We start from the raw sequence: 24,827 nt of genomic DNA on the forward strand, positions 1-24,827 counted from the left end.
GCCGATCTTCCAGGTCGCCGATTACGGGTTAGTGGCGGATCTGTTCGAGGCGCTGCCGGAACTCGAGGGCAAGCTGTGACGAAGATCGGGATCTTCCCGTCGTAAAAAAACCGGCCCTCTCAAGGGCCGGTTCTTTTGATGTTGACACCATGGGCCGTCAGGCGGCGGTCTCGAGCTGGTCGCTGACATGCTCCAGGTGGTGGTCGCTGTCACCGAGGTAGTGATCGAACATCACCAGGTGCTTGGCATAGTGGGAGATATGGCACTCGTCGGTCATGCCCATGCCGCCATGCAGCTGGATGGCCTGTTCGGCGACGAAGCGGGCGGCCTCGCCGCAGTAGGCCTTGGCCGCGGCGAGGCGATAGTCGCGTTCGGCGGCGGGGCGATCGAGGCTGGTGGCGGCGAGAATCGCCATGGAGCGGGCCTGCTCGAGGTGCAGGTGCATGTCGACCATGCGGTGCTGCAGGCTCTGGAAGCGCGATAGCGGGCTGCCGAACTGCTGGCGCTCCTTGAGGTAGTCGAGGGTCTGCTCGCAGGCGACCTCCATGGCACCGACCGCCTCGGCGCACAGCGCCGCGCGGCCGAGCGCCAGGGTGGCATCGAGCGCATTGGCGGCGTCGGCGCTCAGGCAAGCGTCGGCGCTCAACGAGACGGCCTCGAGGGTCAGGTCGCTGGCCGACTGGTCGTCGATGGTACGGTAGTCGCGACGGCTCAGGCCGGCGGCGTCGGCGGGGACCAGGAACAGCCCCAGGCGCCCGTCGTCGAGGCGGGCGGTGACCAGCAGGGCGATGGCCGAGGCGGCATTGAGCACCAGCTGCTTGTCGCCATCGAGGCGCCAGCCATCACCCTCCCGACGCGCGGTGGTGGCGATGCCATGGGCATCATAGCGGGCGTCGCCCTCCTGCCAGGCCAGTGCCAGCTGATGCTCGCCCGCGAGCAGCGGGGCCAGCCAGCGCTCCCGCTGCCCGGCATCGCCGAGTCGGGCCAGCAGGTCGCCGGGCAGCACCAGGCCAGCCAGGTAGGCTTCGGGCACCAGGCCGCGTCCCAGCGCCTGCATGATGAGCATCAGGTCGGTGCCGTCACCGCCGAGGCCGCCGACCTCCTCGGCGAAGGGCATGTGCAGCAGCCCCAGTTCGGCGAAGGTCTGCCACAGCGCCGAACGTTCGCCGGCAGGTGCCTCGAGCAGGGCGCGGCGCTGCTCGGGGGCGACCCGGTCGGCAATCAGGCGCTCGAGGGTGTCGGCGAGCATGCGCTGTTCGTCGGTCAGGGAAAAGTCCATGGGCGGCTCCTTACATGCCGAGGATCGGTTACTTACATGCCAAGAATCGTTTTGGCGACGATGCTCTTCTGGATCTCGTTGGCACCGCCATAGATCGAGAGCTTGCGGCGATTGAAGTACTGGGCGGCGCTCGAGGCGCTCTCGGCCAGGGCCGGATCGTCGAGCTCGCCGTCGCCGTGGAGGAAGTCGGGGAAGAAGGGCAGCGCGGCCGGCCCCAGGGCGCGGCGGGTCAGGTCACTGAGCTCCTGGCGCAGCTCCGAGCCGCGCACCTTGAGCAGCGAGCTCTCCGCCCCCGGTACGCCACCATCCCGGGCCGCGGCGATGACCCGCAGGTTGGTGACCTCCAGGGCCATCAGCTCGAGCTCGGCCTTCACCACCCGCTGACGGAAGCTCGCCAGCTCGAGCAGCGGGCGGCCGCGGTGCTGCACCCGGGTGGCCAGCGACTTGAGATGGCGCAGCGCCTGCTTGGCGTGGCCTAGCCCGGCGATGCCGGTGCGTTCGTGGGTCAGCAGGAACTTGGCGCAGGTCCAGCCCTGGCCCTCCTCGCCGATGCGGTTGGCCACCGGCACGCGGACCTCGTCGAGGAAGACCTCGTTGACCTCGTGGGCGCCATCCAGGGTGATGATCGGGCGTACCGTGATGCCCGGACTCGCCATGTCGATCAGCAGGAAGCTGATGCCGGCCTGCTTCCTGGCGTCGGGGTCGGTACGCACCAGGCAGAACATCATGTTGGCGTGCTGCCCCAGGGTGGTCCAGGTCTTCTGCCCGGTGACGACATAGTGGTCACCGTCGCGCACCGCGCGGGTCTTGAGGCTGGCCAGATCGGAGCCGGCACCGGGTTCGGAGTAGCCCTGGCACCACCAGTCCCGGTTGGCGAGGATGCGCGGCAGGTAGTGGCGCTGCTGCGCTTCGCTACCGAATTTCATGATCACCGGAGCGACCATGTTGACGCCGAAGGGCACAATGGTCGGGGCATGGGCGGCGGCACACTCCTCGTCGAAGATATGCCGCTGCACCGGGCCCCAGCCGGGACCACCGTGCTCTTCTGGCCAGTTGGCGGCCAGCCAGCCGCGCTCACCGAGAATATTCTGCCAGCGCACGTGATCGTCGGCGGAGAGCCGCCGGCCGAGCCGCACGCGTTCGCGAATGTCGTCGGGGAGGGAAGTGGCGAGAAAGTCCCGTACCTCCTGACGGAACGCCTGCTCCTCGGCACTGTAGGTGAGGTTCATGGGGACGTCTCCGAGGTGGCGGATGCATTGAGGGTGGCCTGGCGGTGGGGACCGCCGAGGTGACGCGGGTAGCCCAGGACCTCGACGGCCAGCAGGTCGATATCACTGGTGCGGTAGCAGAGCCCCTGCTCGGCGAGGAGCAGGCTGGCCGCTTCCATGGCGGCGCACCGGTCGTCGGGCGCGGCGTTCGCGGCCCGGTACAAGGCGGCGAGCAGGCTGTCGCGGCGGCTCACCACGACGGCCTGGCGCAGTGCCTTGAGGGCCGCGGCCGCGGCCTGCTGCCGCTCGGCGCTGGCGCGAGTGGCGACCAGTTCCAGCAGCGCGCCCTGGGGCGGAATGACCAGGACCAGGTCCGCGTTCAGGTCCTGTAGCCGGCCGTCGGCATCGGCCGGCTGCAGGGCGATACGCAGGCAAGCCGCCGGGCAATCGGGGGCCGCGTCGCCGGGGGCGATCAGGCAGGCCTGTGTCGACGCGTCAGGCCGCTCGGTGAGCGCGATGCCGGAGTGTCCGGCATGGCGCTCGAGGCGCTCGAAGAGCGGATGCTCGCCGTGCAGGGCGATGCGGGTCAGCGCCGGGGGCTCGCCGGCCTCGGGCACCCGGTGCGGGGCGCGGGCGGCGAAGAAGGCGTGGATCAGGCCGGCCCGCTGGGGGGAGTCCATGCAGGCGAGGAACAGCTCGCGCTCGCGGCGCAGCCCCTCGGCCAGGCTGCTTTCGGTGCTGGCCGCGACGGCCTCGATACAGCGGAATGGCGAGAACAGGTCGGGCACCTCGGCCTCGAGCCGGACCCGATGGCGGGCGATGGCCCCAGGGTCGGCGGCGGGTGCGGGCAGCTCGCCGGTCCGGCGGGCGGTACGCTGGCCTTCCAGGATGGCGCGCGCGGCGCCTAGGCCGGCATCGAGCGGGACATCGGTCTGGTCGATGGCATCGATGATGCCCAGCGTCAATGCCTCGTCGGCGGGCACGAAACGCCCGCTGGTGATCAGTTCCAGGGCACTGTCCACACCGACCAGGCGGGGCAGCCGCTGCGTACCGCCGGCACCGGGCAGCAGGCCGAGCTTGACCTCGGGCAGGCCGACCCGGGTGCCCGGCAGGGCCACCCGGTAGTGGCAGCCCAGTGCCACCTCGAGGCCGCCGCCCAGAGCTGTGCCGTGGAGTACCGCCACCAGGGGCTTGGTGCTGGCCTCGAGGCGTGCGATGACCTCTGGCAGTATCGGCAGCCGCGGAGGCTGGCCGAATTCGCGGATATCGGCGCCGGCGATGAAGGTGCGGCCGTCGGCCATCAACACCAGGGCACGTGCGCCGTCATCGGCCTGGCCCTGGTCGAGCGCTTCGAGCAGGCCGCTGCGCACGGCATGGCCGAGGGCGTTGACGGGGGGATTGTCGATGCGGATCACGCCGATGTCGTCATGGCGCTGGTAGTGGACACAGGCTGGCATGCAATGGGCTCCAGGTGATGGTCGTCGTGTGGGGTAGGGGCCGCTTCACAGGCCCGGTTGGGGCGAGCCGTTACGGCTGTGGCGTCGACTCCAGCGGGCCAGCAGCACGGCGGGCACCAGGGTGGCCAGCGAGATGCCGAGCAGTTCGAACTGACCGAGAGGCACCATGCCGCCCCCGGGCAGGGCCAGGGTCAGCCCCGAGATCAACACCAGGGCGCGGATCGCCGTTTCCTGGATCGCGCCATGGCCCAGTCGCCCGACCCCGATCAGGTAGCCCTGCATGGCCGAGGCGAACAGCACGATGCCCGCCAGTGCCTGGACGAACACCAGCAGGATCTGCAGCGGCTCGCCCTGCATGATCAACGCCGGATTGAGCACGAACAGGAAGGGGATGAAGTAGATCACGCTGCCCAGCCGCATGGCCTGCAGGCCGGTCGCCATCGGACGCGCCCCGGCGACGGTGGCGGCGGCGAAGGCGCCCAGCGCCACCGGTGGGGTGATGAAACTGAGCATGCCCCAGTAGAGGATGAACATGTGCACGGCCATGGGGTCGAGGCCGCCGCCCTGGATCAGGGCCGGCGCCAGGGCCACCGCCAGGAAGATATAGGCGGCGGTCACTGTCATGCCGATGCCCAGCACGAAGCTGGTCAGGGCCCCCATGATCAGCAGCAGCGGCACGCTGCCCCCCGCCAGGTGGATGAAGTCGTTGGCGATGGTGCCGGAGAGACCGGTCATCGACAGGGCGCCGACCAGCATGCCGACCCCGGCGAGGATGGCGATCAGCTCCGCGAACAGCCTGGCCGCACCCGACAGCGTCTCACCGACATCCTTCCAGCCCCAGCGGTTGTGCTTGGAGAGCTGGTTGAGCACCAGCAGCAAGGCGGTGGCGTAGAAGGGCGCGACGGCCTCGCGTTGCATGACCAACAGCATCCATACCAGCAGGGCGAAGACGAAGATGAAGTACCAGCCCTCCTTGAGGGTGGCCCACAGCGAAGGCAGCTCCTCGCTGGGCAGCCCCTTGATCTCGTGTCGCGCGGCATAGGCGTCGATCTGGATGAACAGGCCAAGGAAGTAGAGGACGGACGGGATCACCGCGGCCAGTGCCACGGCGGCATAGGGCACGTCGAGGAACATGGCCATGACGAAGGCCGTGGCGCCCATCACCGGAGGCATCAAGACACCACCGGTAGAAGCACAGGCCTCCACCCCGCCGGCGAAGGAGCGGCTCATGCCGATGCGGCGCATGGCGGGAATCGACAGCACCCCGGTGGTCAGCACGTTGCTGATCACACTGCCGCTCATCGAGCCCATCAGGCCGCTGGAGAAGATCGAGACCTTGGCCGGGCCACCCCGCACGTGGCCGAGCAGGGCGAAGGCCAGGTTGATGAAGAACTTGCCACCGCCGCTCTTCTGCAGCACCACCCCGAACACCAAAAAGCCGATCACCAGGCCGGCGAAGGCCTGCAGTGGCACCCCCATGATGCTCTCGGTACTCATGGTGTGGTACATGGCCGTCTCCTCGAGGGAGGAGGGGAAGGCCTGGATCGGCCCCGGCATCACATCGGCCACCAGGGGATAGAGCGAGAAGGCGGTGACGATCACGGCGATGGGCCAGCCACCGGCGCGTCGTGCGGCCTCGACGATCAGCAGCCAGTAGGCGTAGCTGGCCCAGATGGCGGTGTCCGGGGCGGCGAAGGCCCAGCCGCGCTCGAGGATGGAGTCGGCGTGGAAGACGAAATAGCCGCCGACGACCAGGGTCACGGCACTGAGCAGGTAGTCGTACCAGGGAATGGGCCCGTGCAGGGCGGCGGCACGGAGCGGCCAGAGCAGGTAGACCAGGGGCAGCAGCAGCGCCACCACCGCATAGTAGAACCGGGTCTCGAGGCCCGTGACGATGTTCAGCAGGCCGAGATTGAACAGGTAGTCCAGGGTCATCAGCATCAGCGCGATCGTGACGGTACCCGGAATCCAGTTGAGCCAGGATGGTAGCCGGCGAATCTGGCTGATCTTCTCCCTGACCTGCGGCGGCGAGCCGCCTTGTGTATTCGCTGTGGTCATATCGGGGTCCAGGGCGTTGGAGCGGTGCTCTCGGGAAGGGCGAACCGGGGCGGTCCGAGCCGCCCCGGCGGGGGTCACTCGAAGACGGGGTCGAAATCGGCGTCACGCAGGGCATCGGCACGTGCCGTCATCCAGGCTTCGCGAAAGGCGTCCTCGTCGTCGGGGGCACCGTCGAGGAAAGCGTTCCAGGTCTCGAGCAGCACGGCCTGGCGCTCGACCAGGGATTCCTGGTGCGCCTGCATCTCATCGGTCCAGACACCGATCTCCTCGTAGTACTCCACCACGGCGTCGTGGAAGGGGATCACCCACTGCAGGTCCTGGTACTCGAGCGCGTAGCCCACCGCGCCCGGCGCCGCATCCTTGTAGTCGTCGTAGTTGTCCTGCAGGGCCTTGATCAGCCCGTAGGCGACCTTGTCGTCGAGGTCCTGGTTGGCGACCACGATGGGGTAGGGGTAGCTGGCACTGGGCACCGGGTTGTCGGCACTGATGCCGCCGGCACCGGAGGTGACCTCATGGGGGCGGAAGTAGGGGGCGATCGCCTGCATGCGCTCCCAGCCCTCGGCATCGTCCGGATCGAGCACCGGCCAGCTGATGCCTCGTGGGCTGCTGGCCAACTGCTGGGCGGGGGGCGTGACGGTGGTGGTGAAGGAGGCGTCGACGTTGCCGGCGATGATGCCGTCGAAGGAGCGCCCGTAGCCGGGGTAATCGACGCGCTCGACGTCGTCCCAGGTCAGGCCGCCGAAGGCCAGGTAGGCCTCGGTGCCCTTGTTCAGGGCGTCGTCGCCACGGATATAGGCGACCCTCTTGCCCTCGAGGTCGGCCGGCGTCTCGACATCCAGGTCGCCGGCCACCGCCAGCGAGAGCCCGAAGGAGGCCGTGGAGGTGGTGATCACCCGCAGCGGCTGGGGGCCCCAGTCGGGGTGGGCGAACATCATCACCCCCTCGGCGCCGTAGTAGCTGGCGATGCCGCAGGCGCAGAGGTCGACGCGCCCCTGCTTGAGCGGGGTCATGCGCGAGACGTCGTTGTCGCCGGGCAGGATGCGCACCGCGGTGTCGTAGTGGTCCTGCAGCATGCCGCCGATGGCCACGGCCTGGGCATAACCGCTGGAGTTGGTGCCGTAGGCGGTCCAGGCCATGGTGCGCGGCAGTTCCACCTCCTCGCTGGCCTGGCCGATAGCGGCGGCGAGCAGCGAGAGCGGAAGCGTGGCAATGGCGAGGTGTCGGGCGAGGTGACGCATGGGGGCGCTCCTGTGTCTTGGTTGTGGTTGTTGTTGTCGATGGCTGGTGTTTTGCTATGCGGTATATTGTTCCGAATACAGGTCGATACTAGGGAAGCCGAGCCGCGGGTGTCAACGCCTGTTCAGCGACCCACGGGAGGCGTGTCGTCTGCCAGGCGAAACGGGTGGATTAACTCGATGAATCTGCAGTGATTACCGGGGCCGTCAGTGAGGCGAGCCGAGCGACGTGCCTGGGGATTTGCGACCAAGGTCTAGTGCCGCGCCGGCGAGGGGGCGAGGTTGCCGGGCGGCAGGCGTCACGGGGAAGCGAGCGTGAAAGCCTGCTTCGGGAGGAGATTCAGTTGCGCTTGAGCTCGCTCCAGGCGGCATAGGTGCTGAGGAAGACCCGCCCGGTGATGTCGTCGAGGAAGTCGCTGTTCTTCAGCTGGTCCATCACCGGTCCCTTGACCTCGGCCAGGTGCAGGGTGACGCCGGAGTCCTTGAGGCGGGCGTTGATGGCGTCCAGGCTCTCCAGCGCCGAGGCGTCGATGAGGTTGACCGCCGAACAGATCAGCACCACGTGCTCGAGTTCCGGGCGGCTCGCCACCAGGGCATAGACGGTATCCTCGAGGTAGCGGGCGTTGGCGAAGTAGAGGCTCTCGTCGATGCGCAGCAGCGCGACATGGCTGGCCGTCTCGGTGTCGTGGCGCTCGATGTTACGGAAGTGCTCGGTGCCGGGGATGCGCCCGACCAGGGCGCTGTGGGGCCGGCTGGTGCGGTAGAGGAAGAGCCCGATGGAGAGCAGTACGCCGGCGACGATCCCGGCCTCCACGCCTTCCACCAGGGTCAGCAGGATGGTCGCCGCCATGGCCGAGAAGTCGCTCTTCGAGTAGCGCCAGGTCTGGCGGATCATGGGGATGTCGACCAGGGTGAGGATCGCCACCGTGATGGTGGCGGCCAGGGTGGCGATCGGCAGGTGATGGAGCAGCGGGGTCAGGGCCAGGGTCACCAGGCCGATCCCCAGGGCCGCGAAGAAGCCGGCCATGGGAGTCTGGGCGCCGGCCTCGAAGTTGATCACCGTGCGCGACAGCCCGCCGGTGACCGGCATGCCGGCGGTGAAGGCGGCGGCGAGGTTGGCGCCGCCCAGGCCGATCAGCTCCTGGTTGGGCGAGATGCGCTGGCGCCGCTTGGCGGCGAGCATCTGGCCCATGGAGACCGACTCCACGAAGCCCACCACGCTGATCAGCAGCGCCGGCACCAGCAGGGTGCGCCACAGTGAGGCTTCGAAGCCCGGCAGGGTCAGCGGGGGCAGGCCCCGGGGGATGTTGCCGACCACCGCCACGCCCTTGCTCGCCAGGTCGAGCTGCCAGGTGAGCAGGGTGGTGGCCACCACGGCGAGCACCGGGCCGGCCTTGGCGAGCAGGGCGGCGATGCTCTCGGACAGCCCCAGGCGTTGCAGCGTCGTCTTGCCTGCATGGCGGACCGCGACCAGGAAGACCAGGCTGCCGGCACCGATGGCGAGCGTCGACCAGTGGGTGCCGGCGAGGTTGCCGGCCAGGCTCAGCCCGAGCTCGGCCACGGTATAGCCGTTGGCCTCGATGCCGAGCAGGTGGGCCGCCTGGCTGGCGGCGATCAGGATGCCCGAGGCGGAGAGGAAGCCAGCGATCACCGGGTGGCTCAGGAAGTTGGTGAAGAAGCCCATCCGCATCAGCCCCATGAGGGTGAGCATGCCGCCCGAGAGCAGCGAGAGGACCAGGGCGGCCTGGAGGTACTCCGGGCTGCCCGGGGTGGCGACCCCGGCCAGGGCGGCGCCGGTCATCAGGGCGATGATCGCCACCGGCCCCACCGCCAGGGTGCTGCTGGTGCCGAGCAGGGTGTAGGCGAGCAGCGGCAGGATGCTGGCATAGAGGCCGACCACCGCGGGCAGGCCGGCGAGGATGGCGTAGGCCAGCGACTGGGGGATCACCATGATGGTGACGATGATGCCGGCGAGCAGGTCGGCACCACAGAGTCGGCGGTTGTAGTGGGGCAGCCAGGTGAGGATCGGCAGATAGCGCTTGAGCATCCGGTCTCGTCGTCGTCGAAGGAACACCCGGCCACGTGGGCCGCTGACAGGCTACCAGACTAAACGATATTGCCGGGCGGGTTGAGTGTTGGTTGGTATCTGGTGAAACCGCCGCCGGCGAGCGCCAATATCGGCCGATGCCGGGATAGCTTGAGTGCGACCTTGGTGTGTCAGTCCAAAGTGCAGCACAGTCCCGCGTGGCAAGGCGCTATGCTCCATGCTTGAAGACCTTGCCAGCAACAAGACATCCACCATGATCGAGTCTCGTCCGCCATGCGAATCCTGATGCTTCTGGCCGCCCTGCTGACGGCCACGGCGGCCGTGCTGCCGCTCGTCCTCCTGCGTGCCGACTGGCCGTTCTATCTCGCCCTGGGCCTTGCCTGGTTGTCCGGAGGCGTGCTGTTCACCATCGGCATGGCCACCGTCCATGCCGCCGGTGCCGCGGCGCTGAAGCGGGACGGCTGGCGCGGCTGGTTGCCGCCGGTGCGCGACTATCTGTCGTTGCGGCGGATGGCCCATGACCTGGTGGGCCGTGCCGGCAGCACGGCCATCGCCTCGGCGGAGGTCTCGCATCACGCCGATCGCATGGACCAGCGGCTGGTGCGCCAGGAGAGCGTGGTGCGCGACGCCTCGTCGAGCATGAGCGCCATCACCGGCGCCATCGAGCAGGTCGCCGGCGGCACCGCCGAGCTGGCGTCGGTGGCCAGCCGCTCCCGCGCGTCGAGTCACGAGAGTCGCGAGGCCCTCTCGCGGGTCGTGGTGGACATGCAGGCCCTGGCCGAGCGCTCGCGGGAGGCCCTGGGCCTGCTCGCGGCACTGGAGCAGAAGGCCGACAGTGTGCGCAGCGTGACCTCGCTGATAGAGGAGATCGCCGAGCAGACCAACCTGCTGTCGCTGAATGCCTCCATCGAGGCGGCGCGCGCCGGTGAGCACGGGCGCGGTTTCGCCGTGGTCGCAGGCGAAGTCCGCGAGCTGGCGCGGCGGACCGCCGAGGCGACGCGCAGCGTGGAGGCGCTGGTCGGGGACATCGGTGGCAGCAGCCACCAGGTGGTGGATACCATCGGCCACCTGATGGCGCGGGTCGGCGACCGCGCCAGCGAGATGCAGCAGGTGGGGGAGCAGCTCACGGCGATGACCGGCGACTTCGATCGCGTCGAGGGTGAGATCGCCGGCATCGCCGAGGCGATGGAAGATACCCGGCGGCATAGCCGACGCGTCGCCGAGACCCTCGCGTCGCTCGAGCGGGAAGTCGACGAGGGCAATCGCGACATGCATGACCTGGCCAGTCAGGCCCACGCCCTGATGGCCGCGGCCGAGGCGGTGGACGCGGCCCTCGCCCAGCAGCGTCTCGAGGGACGTCATCAGCAGGTGTTCCGGGCGGCCCGGAAGGCGGCCGATCAGCTCGGCCGGTTGCTCGAGCAAGCCGTCCAGCGGGGTGAGCTGACCCTGGCGGCGCTGTTCGAGCCCAGCTACGAACCGATGGCCGGTACCCAGCCGCCCAAATACCGTACCGGTTTCGACGGCTTCACCGACGAGCACCTGCCGGCCATCCAGGAACCCCTGCTGGAGCGGCTCGGCCTGGCCTACGCCATCGGCTGCGACCGCCATGGCTATGTGCCGACCCATAACCTGAAGGTCAGCCGTCCACCCACCGGCGACCCCGAGCATGACCTGCAATACAGCCGCAGCAAGCGGATCTTCGACGACCCCACCGGGCGGCGCTGCGGGTCCCACCAGGATACCCTGCTGCTGCAGACCTACAAGCGTGATACCGGCGAGATCATGCACGATCTCTCGGTACCGGTGTTCGTCAACGGCCGACATTGGGGCGGTTTCCGCATCGGCTACCAGCCCGAGCGTAGTGCCGCCTGAGAGTCAGCGATAACGCGCCATGAAGCGGCGATCGAGCCAGCGTTTCCAGAGCAGCATCAGCCGCCCGGTCCACCAGGACTGCCCCCGGATCGCCAGGCCGAGCCCTTCGCCGAGGTCGAGGATCGCCAGGGCCCGCGGCTGGGGCACATGGTCCCGGAGGGGGCGATCCGCGAGCCGTGCGGCCAGATTGTCGAGCAGTACCGGTGCCTGGCGCACGCTGTAGACCCCGAGCCGCGGCAGCCGATGGTCGACCATGGCGGCGCAATCGCCGGCAGCGAAGACATCCGGGTCGCCGGTGCTCTGCAGGCTCGACGCCACCGCCAGCCCGCGGTCCGGGATCACCGGCAGGCCGAGTCGATCGATCACACGGGGTGGCGTGAGGCCGCTGGCGTGGATCACGTGATCGGCCTCGAGCAGGGCCAGGCTGTCTTCCCCTCTGAGCGTCTCGTCGCTGCGGATCAGGGCCCCGCCGGCGGCGTGGCCGATGACGCTGGTGCCGCCGAGCACCTGAATGCCGCGGCGCGCCAGCAGGCGTGACAGCCAGCGGCTGGCGCCGCGGGGGGCGTCTTCGAGCAGGCGCTGGCCGCGGGTCACCAGGGTGATTGTGTTGTTGACACCGTGACGCCGGCTCAGCGCCGAGAGGTTGCAGGCGACTTCCACGCCGCTGGCCCCGCCGCCTACCACGACCAGGCGCGGCCCGGCCCCGCGGCGGAAGTCGGCCTCGAGGCAGCGGCGCAGCGCCACCAGGCAGGGAATCGGCTTGACGGTCCAGACCGCCGGCCCCGGACGTCGCGCCGGTGGGGCCTGGCAGATGGAGCCGAGATTGAGCGAGAGCAGGTCGAAAGGAAGGGCGCGGCCGTCCTCGAGGATCGCCTGGCGATGGATGAGATCGAGGCCGGCGAGGCGGCCCCGCACCGCCGTGACGCCATGCCGAGCGGCGAGCCGGGCCGGGTCGAGGCGGTCCTCGGCCGGCGTGAGCCGACCGCCGAGCATGCCATTGGCCATGCCCGAATACCAGAAGCCGCCAGGGTCGACGAGCGTCACCCGGGTGTCGTCGAGCCGGTGGCGGTGGCTCACCACATGGAGGTGGGCATGGCCCGCTCCCACCAGCACCAGCTGGCGTGACGGCGGGGCCGCGGGGGTGTCGGAGAGGTGGGGCATGGCGCGATGGTAGCCGAACCGGCGGGGGGGAGCGAGGGTCGGCGCGAAGCCTGACCCGTCACTCGGCCCTGCCAGGCAAGGGGGCGGTCGATACCCTGGGTCGGTGACGGCTCATTCCACGCTGGCGGCGGACACCCGGGGGCGCGATTGCCAGGCCGACCAGGAGTAGAGCGCCAACCCGGTCCAGATCAGCAGGAAGGTGCCAAGCTGGACCGGCGAGAGCGGCTCGCGGAACACCAGCAAGGCGATGAAGAACTGGATGCTGGGGTTGATGTACATCAGGAAGCCCAGGGTGGCCAGGCGCAGGCGCCGCGCCGCGCCGGCGAAGGCCAGCAGCGGCAGGGCGGTGATCACGCCGCTGGCGATCAGCAGCAGGGTGATCTCGGTGCCAGCCAGGAAATGGGAGAGGCCGGTCCGGTCGAGCCAGGCCAGGGCCAGCAGGCCCAGCGGCAGCAGCAGCAGGGTCTCGACGAACAGCCCCGAGAGGCCATCCAGCGGTACCTGCTTGCGAAGCAGGCCATAGGTACCGAAGGAGAGCGCCAGGGCCAGGCTGATCCAGGGTAGCTCGCCGAGCAGTATCAGCTGGATGACGATGGCCAGCGCGGCCAGCCCCACGGCCACGGCCTGCAGCCGGTGCATCGCCTCGCGCAGCACCAGCATGCCGAGGGCGACGTTGACCAGCGGGGTCATGAAGTAGCCGAGGCTCGCCTGGAACACCTGGCGGGTCTCCACGGCGTAGATGTAGAGCCCCCAGTTCAGCGCGATCAGCAGGGCACAGCCCAGTACCCGGCCCAGCCGACGGGGCGCGCGCAGCGCCTGGCGGATGGGGGACCAGCGGCCGAGCAGGGTGACCAGTCCGACCAGGAAGAGACAGGACCAGATCACCCGGTGGATCAGCACCTCGAGCGCCGGCACGCCCTCGAACAGTGCGAAGAACAGCGGAAAACAGCCCCACAGGATGTAGGCGGTCAGCCCGAAGGCAACGCCCTTGCCGGTTTCCTGGGCGGGAGTGGGGGTGGTAGGCATGCTCGGCTCGTCCGGGAAAAGCGTTAACTTAGCAGGCTATTGGTGTGGCTGTCATGTCGGCTGACGTCGGGCGGCCGCTGGGTTACGCTGGTGCCGTGCCACTTCACCTGGACGGGAGTCCCCTGCATGAGTGAATTGAGAACGACCCTGGTGCAGTGCGACCTGCGCTGGGAAGACCCCGCGGCCAATTGCCGGATGCTGGAAGAGACCCTGGGGGAGTTGGGTGGCGACGACACCGACCTGATCGTGCTGCCGGAGATGTTCGCCACCGGCTTCACCATGAATTCCCGGGAGATGGCCGAGCCCATGGCGGAGAGCGCCACCGTGGCCTGGCTGAAGGACCAGGCACGCGAGCGAGACTGCGTGATCACCGGCAGCATCGCCGTGGTGGAGAACGGCGACTACTTCAATCGACTGGTCTGGGCCAGGCCCGACGGCAGCCTGGTGCATTACGACAAGCGCCACCTGTTCCGCATGGCCGGCGAGCACGAGCGCTACGCCATGGGGCACGAGCGGGTGATCGTCGAGCTCAAGGGCTTTCGCATCCTGCTCAGCGTCTGCTACGACCTGCGTTTCCCGGTCTGGCTGCGCCAGCAGCCGGCGCCCGGCGAGCATTTCGAGTACGACCTGCTGCTCTGCGTGGCCAACTGGCCGGCGCCGCGGCGACACCCCTGGCGCATCCTGCTACAGGCCCGGGCGATCGAGAACCTCTGCCCGGTGATCGGCGTCAACCGGGTCGGCGAGGATGCCAAGGGGCTGGCCTATGCCGGCGACTCCATGCTCGTCGACTTCAAGGGCGAGGCGCTGATCGACGAGCCGCGGGACACCCCCTTCGTGCGGACCGCGAGCCTCGACCGGGGCGAGCTCGACGCCTTCCGCGAGAAGTTCCCCGCCTGGCGCGACGCCGACCACTTCGGCCTCGCCGACGGGGTCGGCTTCTGATGCGGCTGGATCGATTTCTCACCGAGACGACCGAGCTGACCCGCAGCCTGGCCAAGAAGGCGATGCATCGCGAGGAAGTCCGGGTGGATGGCGAGGTGGTCAGGAACCCCGCGACCCGGGTCGACGAACGAAGTGTGGTGACCTGGAACGGCGAGCGCCTGGCGCTGGTGGGGCTGCGCTATGTGATGCTCAACAAGCCGTCGGGAGTCGAGTGCAGTGCCCGCCGGGGGCTCTACCCGCTGGTCAGGGAGCTGATCGACCTGCCCCATGTGGAGCGGCTGCAGAGCGTGGGGCGCCTGGACGTGGACACCACCGGCCTGGTGCTGCTCACCGACGACGGTCAATGGTCCCATCGGGTCACTTCGCCGCGTCGTCGCTGCGGCAAGGTCTACCGGGTGAGCCTGGCCGAACCGCTGGTCGGCGATGAGCTGGCCCGCGCGGTGACGCGCTTCGCCGAGGGGGTCGAGCTCGAGGGCGAGGAGAAGGGCACGCGTCCCGCCGAGTTGATCATGCGCACGGCCACCGAGGCCGAACTGACCCTCTACGAGGGCAAGTACCACCAGGTGAAGCGCATGTTTGCTGCCATCGGCAACCATGTGGAGGCCCTGCACCGGGAGTCGATCGGCCCGCTGGTGCTCGATGAACGACTGGCGCCTGGAGAGTGGCGCGAGCTCACCGAGGCGGAGGTGGCGCAGTTCTGAGCCGGTTTCACGAGACGGCGTAGATCTCGCTGCGGTCGCGCCCGCGGTGCTTGGCGCGATAGAGCGCCTCATCGGCCAGCCGGGTCAGCGCCAGCGGGTCCCCGGTATGTTCGGGCCAGGCGGCGATGCCGCAGGAGAGGGTGATGCCGTCCAGCTCGGTGTCGCGATGTCGGAAGCGGCACTCGCGAATGCCGTGCAACAGTCCCCGGATGCGCGCCTCGGCCATGGCTGCCGAGGCGCCGGGCATGATCACCACGAACTCCTCGCCCCCCAGCCGACACACCACGTCGGCATCGCGGAAGTGCTCCCGCAGCAGCGCGCCCACGGTGGCCAGCACCGCATCCCCCGCCTCGTGGCCATGCTGGTCGTTGAAGCGCTTGAAGTGATCGATGTCGACCATCACCAGCGCCAGCGGGGTGTCGTGGCGACGTGCGGTGGCCGCCTCGTGGGCGAGGATCTCGTCGAAGTGACGACGGTTCTTCAGGCCGGTGAGGGGATCCTGGTACGAGAATTCCCTGAGCCTGTCCACCATGCCTTCCAGCTCTCGGGTGCGGGCGGCGACTTCCTGCTGCAGGTCGCGGTTGAGACGCCGGATCTCGCGTTGGGTGCGGGAGTAGTCGGCCACCGAGATCGCCACCAGGGCGAGCGAGAATGCCAGGGCGCCGAGGCTGACGGGAATCCGTTGCCACGGCAGCAGGCCATGGGCCACCGCCATGTCGGCAATCAGCAGCAGACCGAAGAGCGCATAGGCCGCGATGATCACCTTCTGCTCCGGCACCAGGGTGCGCCACTGGATGACGATGGCGACGAACATGATCGTGAGGCTGATCAGCAGCAGGGCGTCGAAGGGCGGGTAGGTGCTCGAGAGGTTGATGACACCCGCCGCCGAAAGGCCCAGAGCGACCACGACATAGAGCAGATGGCCCTGCCACAGGCGCCGCATCAGCAGTGGCTGCTGGCGAGCGAACCAGTGTTCCAGCAGCAGCGCCATGGCCACCGGCAGCATGAAGTAGGCGCCGGCGGCGAGGGTGTCCCACAGCAATGGCTGCTCCAGCAGCAGTTGGCTGGCCTGGCTCTCGGCGAGGATCATCATCCCCGAGGCCAGCGAGAAGAGGCCGATGCCGGCGAAGCTTCGACGGTTGGCGTGGGGCACGGCGAGGATGAAGGCGAGCAGGGCGATCAGCAGGGAGAAGCCACTGACCACCAGGGCCTGGGCGGAGCGTTCCAGAATGTAGAGGATCAGGTCGGGGCGCTCCATCAGCTTGACCTCACCCCACAGCCCGATATCGGTGTAGTCCGAGAAGACGCGGAAGTGGAGACGCTGGCCGGCGAACCTCTCCGGCAATTCGATCATGTGCCAGGGCCACCCCGCGAAGCGTCCTTCCCCGCGTTCGTCGAAGTGGCCGTACTGGTAGATGAGCTCCGAGCCCAGGTAGACCTGCACGATCAGGTCGACGCTGTAGATGTAGAGCACCGGGTCGCGCCAGCCTCCGTCGGGAAGCGGGATGCGGAACCAGACGTGGTGCCGTCCCTCGCGCCCCGGCGGGTTGGAGGGGAAGGCGATGGGATGCCACTCGGTGGGGGCTTCCTGCCGCGTCCAGAGGGGCGTGGCGTCGTCATCGAAGGGAGAGTCGCCCCAGCGGTATTGCCACCCCGTCTCGAGGGGCAGCGTCGACGAATCCGCCTGCAGCGGGGAGCCGGCCAGCAAAGAAAGCAACAGGGCCCAGACCACTGGGATGAGGGTCGAACGCATCGGGACTCGAAATCGGCCGCAGGAAGCTTGGCCAGTATAGAGCAAGGCGTGCGCCCTGTCCGCGGGTCCCCGTCGGCTCGCCCTGGTCGCCTGGCGGGACGCCGGTATCGATTTCGAGGGTTTATACCGTTATCTTTCATGGCGCCCCGACATGCGCCGCACCGTCGGCTTTGAAGCCGCCAACCAGAGAGTCAGGTGCCAGGGGATGCGACGACGAACGCGGAGAGACCGGCGGCCTCGACCAGCGCCCGGGTGTAGTCGGTCGTCGGTCGGCCGAGCACCTCCAGGCAATCTCCCTGCTCCACGACCTCGCCCTCCTTGAGCACCATCACGCGATGCGCCATCGCCCGGATCACGGCCAGGTCATGGCTGATGAACAGGTAGCTCAGGCCGCGGCGCTGCTGGAGGTCGCGCAGCAGTTCGACGAGCTGCTTCTGTACCGTGCGATCGAGCGCCGAGGTGGGCTCGTCGAGCACCAGCACTTCGGGTTCGAGAATGATGGCGCGAGCGACCGCGATGCGCTGGCGCTGACCACCGGAGAACTCGTGGGGATAGCGCGAGGCGCAGTCGAGCGGCAGGCCGACCTCCGCGAGCGAGGCCTGGACCCGGCGCACCACCTCGGCCTCGTCCAGCTCCGGGTAGTGGAAGCGCAGCCCCTCGCTGATGATCTCGGAGACCGGCAGGCGCGGCGATAGCGAGCCGTAGGGATCCTGGAACACCACCTGCAGGCGCCGGCGTTGCCGGCGCAGGTCGTTGCCGGTGAGCCGATCCAGGCGGGCCTCGCCGAAGCGGATCTCGCCTTCGCTCGTGGCCAGTCGCAGCAGGGCGAGGGCGAGGGTGGTCTTGCCGGAGCCGGATTCGCCGACGATGCCCAGTGTTTCGCCCCGGGCCAGGGTGAGAGACAGGGGCTGCACGGCGACGAAGGGCGCCGGCCGTGGGGCGAAGAGCCGCCTGGGACGCTGGAAGGCGACGCTCAATCGATCGGCCTCGAGCAGTGGCTGTCGCGAGGCGAGCGTGACGGGGCGCCCCCGGGGTTCGGCATCGAGCAGGAGGCGGGTGTAATCGCTGCCCGGCGAGCGGAATACCTCGTCGACCGGCCCGGTCTCCTGCTCGCGGCCTTCGTAGAGCACGCAGACCCGATCGGCATGGCGCCGCACCAGGTTGAGGTCGTGGGTGATGAACAGCATGCCCATGCCGTGACGGTCGCGCAGCTCGGCGAGCAGGGCGAGGATCTCCTTCTGCACGGTGACGTCGAGCGCCGTGGTGGGCTCATCGGCGATCAGCAGCTCCGGGTCGTTGGCGATGGCCATGGCGATCATCACCCGCTGGCGCTGGCCGCCGGAGAGCTGGTGGGGCCAGGCATCGAGCAACTCGTCGGGGCGCGGCAGCTTGACCTGGATGAGCAGTTCCCTGGCCCGGGCGCGGGCGGACTGGCCGCTCAGCCCCTGGTGCAGCCGCAGTGTCTCGCCGATCTGCTTGGCCACGGTGTGCAGGGGGTTGAGGGAGGTCATCGGCTCCTGGAAGACGAAGCCGACCCTGGCCCCCCGCAGCGCCTGCCAGTCGCGACGTTTCAGGCGCGTGAGGTCGGTATCGCCCAGCCAGCGGCCACCCTCGACCCGGGCGTTGGCCGGCAGCAGGTTCATCGCCCCCAGCGCGCTGACCGACTTGCCGGAGCCGGACTCGCCCACCAGGGCCAGGGTCTCGCCACGCCGAATCTCCAGCGAGAGGCGATCGACCACCACGGCGTCGTCGAAGGCGATGTGCAGTTCATCGAGGCGCAGCAGGGTGTCAGGCATGGGGCGGAGTCCTTGGCGTCGGGGCACTGGGAGCGGCGTACTGGATATGGCGCGGATCGAAGGCGTCGCGCAGCCCCTCGCCGATGAACACCAGCAGCGACAGCATCAGCGACAGGCTGACGAAGGCGGTGATACCGAGCCAGGGGGCGTGGAGATTGTTCTTGCCCTGGGCGACCAGTTCGCCCAGCGACGGTGACCCCGGCGGCAGGCCGAAGCCGAGGAAATCGAGCGCGGTAAGCGTGGTGATCGCCCCGGTGAAGAGAAACGGAATGAAGGTGAGGGTGGCGACCATGGCGTTGGGCAACACGTGGCGCCACATGATCAGCCGCGGGGTCAGCCCCATGGCCTTGGCGGCACGCACGTACTCCAGATTGCGCGCGCGCAGGAACTCGGCGCGCACCACATCGACCAGGCCCAGCCACGAGAACAGCAGCATGATCCCCAGCAGCCACCAGAAGCCGGGCTGCACGAAGCTGGCCAGGATGATCAGCAGGAAGAGCACCGGGAGCCCCGACCAGATCTCGGTGAGGCGCTGGCCGATCAGGTCGGTCTTGCCGCCGAAATAGCCCTGGACGCCGCCGATGAACACGCCCATCGCCAGGGAGCCGGCGGTGAGCACCAGGGCGAAGGCCACCGACAACCGGAAGCCGTAGATGACGCGGGCCAGGACGTCGCGGCCCTGGTCGTCGGTCCCCAGCCAGTGGCGGCCGTCGGGGGGCGCCGGCGAGGGCTGCATCATCTGCATGTCGAGGGTCTGGTAGGAGAACGGGATCGGTGGCCACAGCGCCCAGCCGTGCTCGTCGATCCGCGCCCGGATGAAGGGATCGTGGTAGTCGGTGCGGGTGGGCAGGAAGCCGCCGAACTCGGTTTCCGGGTAGTCGACCAGCAGCGGCGCATACCACTGGCCGTCGATCCTCATCACGAGCGGCTTGTCGTTGGCGATCAGCTCGGCGGCGAGGCTCAGGCCGAACAGCGCCAGGAAGATCCACAGCGACACCCAGGCGCGCCGGTTGTGGCGGAACACCGACAGCCGGCGCCGGGCGATGGGGGAGAGCTTGGAGGAAAACGCAAGGGCCATCGTCTCAGGACTCCCGGGTCTCGAAATCGATACGAGGATCCACCCACACATAGGTGAGGTCGGAGATCAGCTTCAGGAACAGGCCGATCAAGGTGTAGAGGAAGAGGGTGCCGAAGATCACCGGGTAGTCGCGCTGCATCACCGCCTCGAAGCCGAGCAACCCGAGTCCTTCCAACGAGAAGATGACCTCGATCAGCAGCGACCCGGTGAAGAAGATGGTCACCAGCGCCCCGGGCAGGCCGGCGATGATGATCAGCATGGCGTTGCGGAACACGTGGCCGTAGAGGGTCTGGCGGTCGCTCGCCCCCTTGGCCCGGGCGGTGAGCACGTACTGCTTGTGGATCTCGTCGAGGAAGCTGTTCTTGGTCAGCATGGTCAGGGTGGCGAAGCTGCCGATGGTCATCGCCACCACCGGCAGGGTGATGTGCCAGAAGTAATCCTTGATCTTGCCCCAGGCCGAGAGCTCGGCGAAGTCCGGCGAGGTCAGCCCGCGCAGCGGGAAGAGGTCCCAGTAGCTGCCACCGGCGAACAGCACGATGAGCAGGATGGCGAACAGGAAGCCGGGGATGGCGTAACCGACGATCACCAGCCCCGAGGACCAGACGTCGAAGCGCGAGCCATGGCGCAGCGCCTTGCGGATGCCCAGCGGAATCGAGATCAGGTAGACCAGCAGGGTGGTCCAGAGGCCCAGCGAGATCGACACCGGGAGCCGCTCGATCATCAGCTCGACCACGGGGCGGTCGCGGAAGAAGCTGTTGCCGAAGTCGAAGGTGACGTAGTCGCGGATCATGCCGGCGAAGCGCAGGTGGGCCGGCTGGTCGAAGCCGAACTGTTGCTCGAGCTGCTCGATGAAGCGCGGGTCGATGCCGCGGGCCCCGCGGGACTCGTCGCGCACCACGACATCGCCGCCACCGGCATCGAGTCGCGTGCTGACCATGCTGTCGATGCCTTCGAAGCGGGCCAGCATCTGATCGATGGGGCCGCCGGGGGCGGCCTGCACGATGATGAAGTTGAGCAGCATGATCCCCAGCAGGGTGGGAATCATCAGCAGCAGGCGGCGCAGGATGTAGCGGGTCACGGTGCGTCCTTGTCGGCAAGGGGGATGTCAGCGACCGCGTAGCCGACGGTTGAGTTCGGCTTCGCGCTCGGCATCGACCCACCAGGCGGCGAGGTCCATGCCGTACTCGGGAAAGGGTTCGGGCCAGGCGAACTTGTCCCATACCGCGATCCGCGTCTCCCCGGAATGATACTGGGGAATCAGGTAGAAGCCCCACAGCAGCACGCGATCCAGGGCGCGGGTGATGGTATTGAGCTCCTCGCGGCTATCGGCGCGGATCAGCCGTTCGACCAGGTCGTCGACCACCGGGTCGGCGAGTCCCATCAGGTTGCGGCTCTGGGGGGTGTCGGCGAAGTCGCTGGTCCAGAACTCGCGTTGCTCGTTGCCGGGGTTGTTGGATTGCGGGAACTGCCCGATGACCATGTCGAAGTCGAAGCTGCGCAGACGGTTGAGGTACTGGTTGATGTCGACGATGCGGATGCTGCCCTGGACGCCGAGGCGCGCCATGTTGCGCAGCATCGGCTGGACCACCCGCTCCATGCCGGTATCGAACATCAGCACCTCGAGGGAGAGCGGCCGGCCGGTGTCGCTGTGCACCAGCACGCCATCCTCGACCTCGTAGCCGGCCTCGCGCAGCAGCGTCAGCGCCAGGCGCAGTCGCTCGCGCAGGTCCCGGGGGTGGTCGATGGGCACCTCGGCCTCGAAGACGCGTTCGGGCAGCGCCTCGCGGTGGGGCTCGAGGAGTTCGAGTTCCGCCTCGCTGGGGAGCCCCCGGGCGGCCATCTCGGAATTCTGGAAGAAGCTCTCGGTACGCCGGTAGGTATCGTAGAAGAGGTTGGCGTTGAGCCAGGGGAAGTCGAAGGTCAGCGAGAGCGCCTCGCGTACCCGCGGGTCCTCGAACTTGTCGCGCCGCAGGTTGAAGACGAAGGCCTGCATGGGGGCGGGCTGGCCGTCGGGCACGGTGATGCGCTTGACCAGGCCGTCGCGATAGGCGGGGAAGTCATAGCCGATCGCCCAGGTGGCGGCCCGGGCATCGATGCGGTAATCCATGACGCCGGACTTGAAGGCTTCCCAGGCGATGTCGCGGTCGCGGTAGTAGTCGTAGATCAGCCGGTCGATGTTATGGCGGCCACGGTTGACCGGCAGGTCGCGCCCCCAGTACTCCTCGACCCGCTGGTAGACGATGCGTCTCCCGGGTTCGACCTCGGCGATGCGATAGGGTCCCGAGCCGGGGTGGCGCGCCAGGGTCGGGGCGGTGAAGTCGCGATCCTCCCAGTAGTGGCGCGGCAGGACCGGCAACTGGCCGACGATCAGCGGCAGTTCGCGGGAGTGGTTGTTGGCGAACTCGAAGCGCACGGTATGAGGATCGAGCGCCTCGACACTGGCCACATCGGCATAGTAGGCGCCATAGAAGGGATTGCCCTGTTCGGTCAGCAGTTCGAAGCTGAACACCACGTCATCGGCGGTCACCGGCTCATCGTCGTGGAAGCGCGCCTCGGGTCGCAGGTCGAACTCGATCCAGTGGCGCTGCGGATCGAGGCGGATGCCTTCGGCGAGCAGCCCATAGGCACTGAAGGGCTCATCGGGGTTGCTCTCGAGCAGGGTGTCGTAGATCTGTGAGATGCCGATGGCCGGCGTACCACGGATGATGAAGGGGTTGGTGGAGTCGAAGCTGCTGCCGACCGCGGCGCGGGTCATGGTGCCACCCTTGGGTGCCTCCGGCTCGACGTGGGGAAAGTGGTCGAAGCCGAGCGGGAGTTCGGGCTCGTCGTAGAGCGCCAGACCGTGGACGGTGGGGACTTCGTCGGCATCGGCGGCCAGCGCCGTTGAACAGTGCCAGCCGGTGGCCAGGGTGCCGAGCAGGAGACAACGTACGGCGATCGACATCGGTGACATCCTTGGTCGGGTCCGGACCCCGGATGACCCGGGGAAAGTTACCGGCATAAGGTGTCAGGCCGTCGTTGTCTTGTAAACCTCCCTGATCAGCGCAGCTTCCACCCTGGCGGGATCAACGGGCGGCGAGGCTGCGTTGCGGAATCTCGAGCACCTGGCCGGCGTGAATCACATCACCGCTCAGGCCGTTGTGCTGGCGGACCTCGACGACACTGAGGCCGTGGCGCGAGGCGATGGCCGAGAGATTGTCGCCGCTTTGCACCACGTAGCGATCGCTGCCGATGGGGGCATCACCGGCCACGGTGGTGGGCTCGGGATTCTCCAGGCGGGCCATCAGCGCCTCCTCGCTGTCGGCGGGGACCAGCAGCACCCGGGCATGGCCGGGGGTGGCGCTGCCGTTGATCAGCCCCGGGTTGAGCTTGGCCAGCTCTTCGTGACTCACCCCGGCGAGGCGGGCGGCCTCAGTCAGGTCGAGCGGACGGGTCAGGGGGATCTTGGCGAAGGCCGGGGCGTCCTCGATCTCGGGAAGAGCGACCTGGTACTCGTCAGGATCGGCGATGATCGCCGCGATGGCCTTGAGCTTGGGCAGGTAGTTCATGGTCTCGGCGGGCAGCCGCAGGCTCCAGTAGTCGCCGCGTTCGCCGCGGGAGAGGGCAGCGTTCCTGGCCCGGTTCACCGTGCCGGCGCCGGCGTTGTAGGCGGCCAGCGAGAGCTCGATGTCGCCGTCGTACCACTGCTCGGCCTGGAGCTCGATGTAGTCCAGCGCGGCCTTGGTCGAACTGACCACATCGAGCCGGCCGTCATAGGCACCGTTGCGGCGCAGGCCCAGGGCGTCGGCGGTACCCGGCATGAACTGCCAGAGGCCGGCGGCACCGCGATGGCTGCGTGCCTGGGGGTCGAAGGAGCTCTCGATGAAGGGAATCAGGGCGATCTCCCCGGGCAGGCCACGGGACTCGATCTGCTCGGTGATCCAGGACAGCCAGGGGCGCGCGCGCTCGGTGATCTCGACGATGTTCCCGGGGTTGGCGCGATAGTGATCGATCCAGTGCCGAACCCGCTCGTTGTAGCGTTCGTCCTGCCACTGGAAGCTGGCACGCAAGCGACTCCATGCATCCCGCGGCTCAAGGGCCAGAGCCTCCCAGAACTGTCCCCCGGGGGGGAAGCCGCTGCTCGATGCCCCGCTGGTCGCCGGCAAGGGCGAGGCCTGGGAAATGGTGCCGGCCGCCATCAGCGAGCCGAGCAGGGCAAGGATGCTGGTCAACCCCAGAATTCGTCGGCGTGTGGTGTGGTAGGTCATCGGTCGGTAGCCTCCTGGTCGCAGCAAGGCCCGGCGGTCGGCCGGGCCCTGGGTGGCGTCCATGTGCGTGTCAGTCAGAAGTTGTCTTTCCAGGCACGCAGGGTGGCGAAGGTCGCCGCGCTGGTGTCGGTGTCGCCATGGGCCGAGGCGGTCCGGCGAACGCTGTCGGCATCACAGCGCAGGAAAGGGTTGATGCGTCTCTCACGGCCCAGGGTACTGGGCAGGGTCGGGCGATCGAGCTCCCTGGCCCGACGACACTCCTCCATGGCTTTCTCGACGTCGGGGTTCTCCGGGTCGGCGGCCCGGGCGAAGGTCAGGTTGGCCAGGGTGTACTCGTGGGCAGCGAACACCAGGGTGTCGTCGGGCAGGGTGGCGAGCCGTGCCAGAGAGGCATGCATCTGTTCGGGCGTGCCCTCGAACAGCCGGCCGCAGCCGGCGCTGAACAGGGTATCACCACAGAACAGCAGCGGCGGAATGCCCGCGGTGAAGTAGGCGATATGATCCAGGGTATGGCCGGGCACGGCATGCACATCGAGCAGCCGCCCCATGACACGGACCTCGTCACCGTCGCCCACGGTCTCGTCGATGCCGGCAATGCTCGGGTTGTTCGGCCCGATCACCCGCGGCGAATAGCGCTCGATCAGTTCGGGCAGGCCCCCGGTATGATCGTGATGATGGTGGGTGATCAGCACCGTGGAGAGTGTCAGGCCTTCGCGCTCGAGCATGTCGATGACGGGGGCCGCATCACCCGGGTCGATCACGCAGACTTCCGAGGTCGAATCCTGGCGCAACAGCCAGATATAGTTGTCGCTAAAGGCGGGAATCGGTGTCACGCTCATCATGGGCATGGAGTCCTGATTCGGGACATGAATCACCGCTGCTGACCAGGGCTGGCTCTCGACGGACGACGCACAGGAGCCTTGCCGGCTCTCGTCATGGTCAGACGCTGCCGTGAATCGGAACGGGT

General features: G+C 68.3%; 18 protein-coding genes. 3 read left to right on the forward strand and 15 right to left on the reverse strand.

Annotated elements, in window-relative coordinates; translation table 11 throughout:
• Positions 1-157 precede the first annotated feature (157 nt).
• The 6 genes from QLQ85_RS08400 to QLQ85_RS08425 form a co-directional block, all read right to left on the reverse strand.
• Positions 158-1,279 carry an acyl-CoA dehydrogenase family protein gene (locus QLQ85_RS08400; protein ID WP_282738577.1) on the reverse strand — a complete coding sequence of 374 codons (1,122 nt, stop codon included), beginning with the start codon at positions 1,277-1,279 and terminating at the stop codon, positions 158-160.
• A 32-nt stretch (positions 1,280-1,311) separates the two neighbouring features.
• A complete protein-coding gene (locus tag QLQ85_RS08405) occupies positions 1,312-2,508 on the reverse strand; it encodes an acyl-CoA dehydrogenase family protein (protein WP_282738578.1) in 1,197 nt (398 codons plus the stop codon).
• Positions 2,505-3,944 (reverse strand): enoyl-CoA hydratase/isomerase family protein, encoded by a 1,440-nt coding sequence (locus QLQ85_RS08410; RefSeq protein ID WP_282738579.1) that lies wholly within the window; start codon positions 3,942-3,944, stop codon positions 2,505-2,507. The genes QLQ85_RS08405 and QLQ85_RS08410 overlap by 4 nt, the downstream gene beginning before the upstream one ends.
• A 45-nt stretch (positions 3,945-3,989) precedes the next feature.
• Positions 3,990-6,002: a TRAP transporter permease gene (locus tag QLQ85_RS08415; protein WP_282738580.1), complete on the reverse strand. Its 2,013-nt coding sequence runs from the start codon at positions 6,000-6,002 to the stop codon at positions 3,990-3,992.
• A 74-nt stretch (positions 6,003-6,076) separates the two neighbouring features.
• A complete protein-coding gene (locus QLQ85_RS08420; RefSeq protein WP_282738581.1) occupies positions 6,077-7,240 on the reverse strand; it encodes a TAXI family TRAP transporter solute-binding subunit in 1,164 nt (387 codons plus the stop codon).
• A gap of 337 nt (positions 7,241-7,577) precedes the next feature.
• A complete protein-coding gene (locus QLQ85_RS08425) occupies positions 7,578-9,284 on the reverse strand; it encodes a SulP family inorganic anion transporter (protein WP_282738582.1) in 1,707 nt (568 codons plus the stop codon).
• Positions 9,285-9,557: 273 nt separating this feature from the next.
• Here QLQ85_RS08425 and QLQ85_RS08430 point away from each other — a divergent pair, with 273 nt between their 5' ends.
• The gene (locus QLQ85_RS08430; RefSeq protein ID WP_282738583.1) at positions 9,558-11,156 is read left to right on the forward strand and encodes a methyl-accepting chemotaxis protein; all 1,599 of its coding nucleotides are present in this window, start codon (positions 9,558-9,560) and stop codon (positions 11,154-11,156) included.
• Positions 11,157-11,159: 3 nt separating this feature from the next.
• Here the strand turns inward: QLQ85_RS08430 and QLQ85_RS08435 are convergent, their stop codons facing one another.
• Positions 11,160-12,317 (reverse strand): NAD(P)/FAD-dependent oxidoreductase, encoded by a 1,158-nt coding sequence (locus QLQ85_RS08435; RefSeq protein ID WP_282738584.1) that lies wholly within the window; start codon positions 12,315-12,317, stop codon positions 11,160-11,162.
• A 111-nt stretch (positions 12,318-12,428) separates the two neighbouring features.
• Positions 12,429-13,343 carry an EamA family transporter RarD gene (rarD, locus tag QLQ85_RS08440; protein WP_282738585.1) on the reverse strand — a complete coding sequence of 305 codons (915 nt, stop codon included), beginning with the start codon at positions 13,341-13,343 and terminating at the stop codon, positions 12,429-12,431.
• 126 nt (positions 13,344-13,469) lie between these two features.
• Between rarD and QLQ85_RS08445 the strand changes: the two genes are divergently transcribed.
• Positions 13,470-14,285 (forward strand): amidohydrolase, encoded by an 816-nt coding sequence (locus QLQ85_RS08445; protein ID WP_282738586.1) that lies wholly within the window; start codon positions 13,470-13,472, stop codon positions 14,283-14,285.
• Positions 14,285-14,986 (forward strand): pseudouridine synthase, encoded by a 702-nt coding sequence (locus QLQ85_RS08450; protein ID WP_282738587.1) that lies wholly within the window; start codon positions 14,285-14,287, stop codon positions 14,984-14,986. The genes QLQ85_RS08445 and QLQ85_RS08450 overlap by 1 nt, the downstream gene beginning before the upstream one ends.
• Before the next feature lie 7 nt (positions 14,987-14,993).
• On the opposite strand, the gene QLQ85_RS08455 is transcribed toward QLQ85_RS08450, so the two are convergent.
• From QLQ85_RS08455 to gloB, 7 genes are all read right to left on the reverse strand, one after another.
• Positions 14,994-16,739: a sensor domain-containing diguanylate cyclase gene (locus tag QLQ85_RS08455; RefSeq protein WP_282738588.1), complete on the reverse strand. Its 1,746-nt coding sequence runs from the start codon at positions 16,737-16,739 to the stop codon at positions 14,994-14,996.
• Between the two features lie 191 nt (positions 16,740-16,930).
• Complete coding sequence (locus QLQ85_RS08460; RefSeq protein ID WP_282738589.1) at positions 16,931-18,535, reverse strand: ABC transporter ATP-binding protein; 1,605 nt, start codon at positions 18,533-18,535, stop codon at positions 16,931-16,933.
• Entirely contained in the window at positions 18,528-19,613 is a 1,086-nt protein-coding gene (locus QLQ85_RS08465; protein ID WP_282738590.1) for an ABC transporter permease, read from the reverse strand. The genes QLQ85_RS08460 and QLQ85_RS08465 overlap by 8 nt, the downstream gene beginning before the upstream one ends.
• Positions 19,614-19,617: 4 nt before the next feature.
• The gene (locus QLQ85_RS08470) at positions 19,618-20,691 is read right to left on the reverse strand and encodes a microcin C ABC transporter permease YejB (protein ID WP_282738591.1); all 1,074 of its coding nucleotides are present in this window, start codon (positions 20,689-20,691) and stop codon (positions 19,618-19,620) included.
• 27 nt (positions 20,692-20,718) lie between these two features.
• Positions 20,719-22,557: an extracellular solute-binding protein gene (locus tag QLQ85_RS08475; RefSeq protein ID WP_282738592.1), complete on the reverse strand. Its 1,839-nt coding sequence runs from the start codon at positions 22,555-22,557 to the stop codon at positions 20,719-20,721.
• 121 nt (positions 22,558-22,678) lie between these two features.
• The gene (locus tag QLQ85_RS08480) at positions 22,679-23,860 is read right to left on the reverse strand and encodes a transglycosylase SLT domain-containing protein (protein ID WP_282738593.1); all 1,182 of its coding nucleotides are present in this window, start codon (positions 23,858-23,860) and stop codon (positions 22,679-22,681) included.
• 74 nt (positions 23,861-23,934) lie between these two features.
• Positions 23,935-24,702: a hydroxyacylglutathione hydrolase gene (gene gloB / locus QLQ85_RS08485; protein ID WP_282738594.1), complete on the reverse strand. Its 768-nt coding sequence runs from the start codon at positions 24,700-24,702 to the stop codon at positions 23,935-23,937.
• Between the last annotated feature and the right edge of the window lie 125 nt (positions 24,703-24,827).

The sequence above is a fragment of the Halomonas kalidii genome, from assembly GCF_030010475.1.
In the GTDB taxonomy this organism is placed as follows: domain Bacteria; phylum Pseudomonadota; class Gammaproteobacteria; order Pseudomonadales; family Halomonadaceae; genus Halomonas; species Halomonas heilongjiangensis.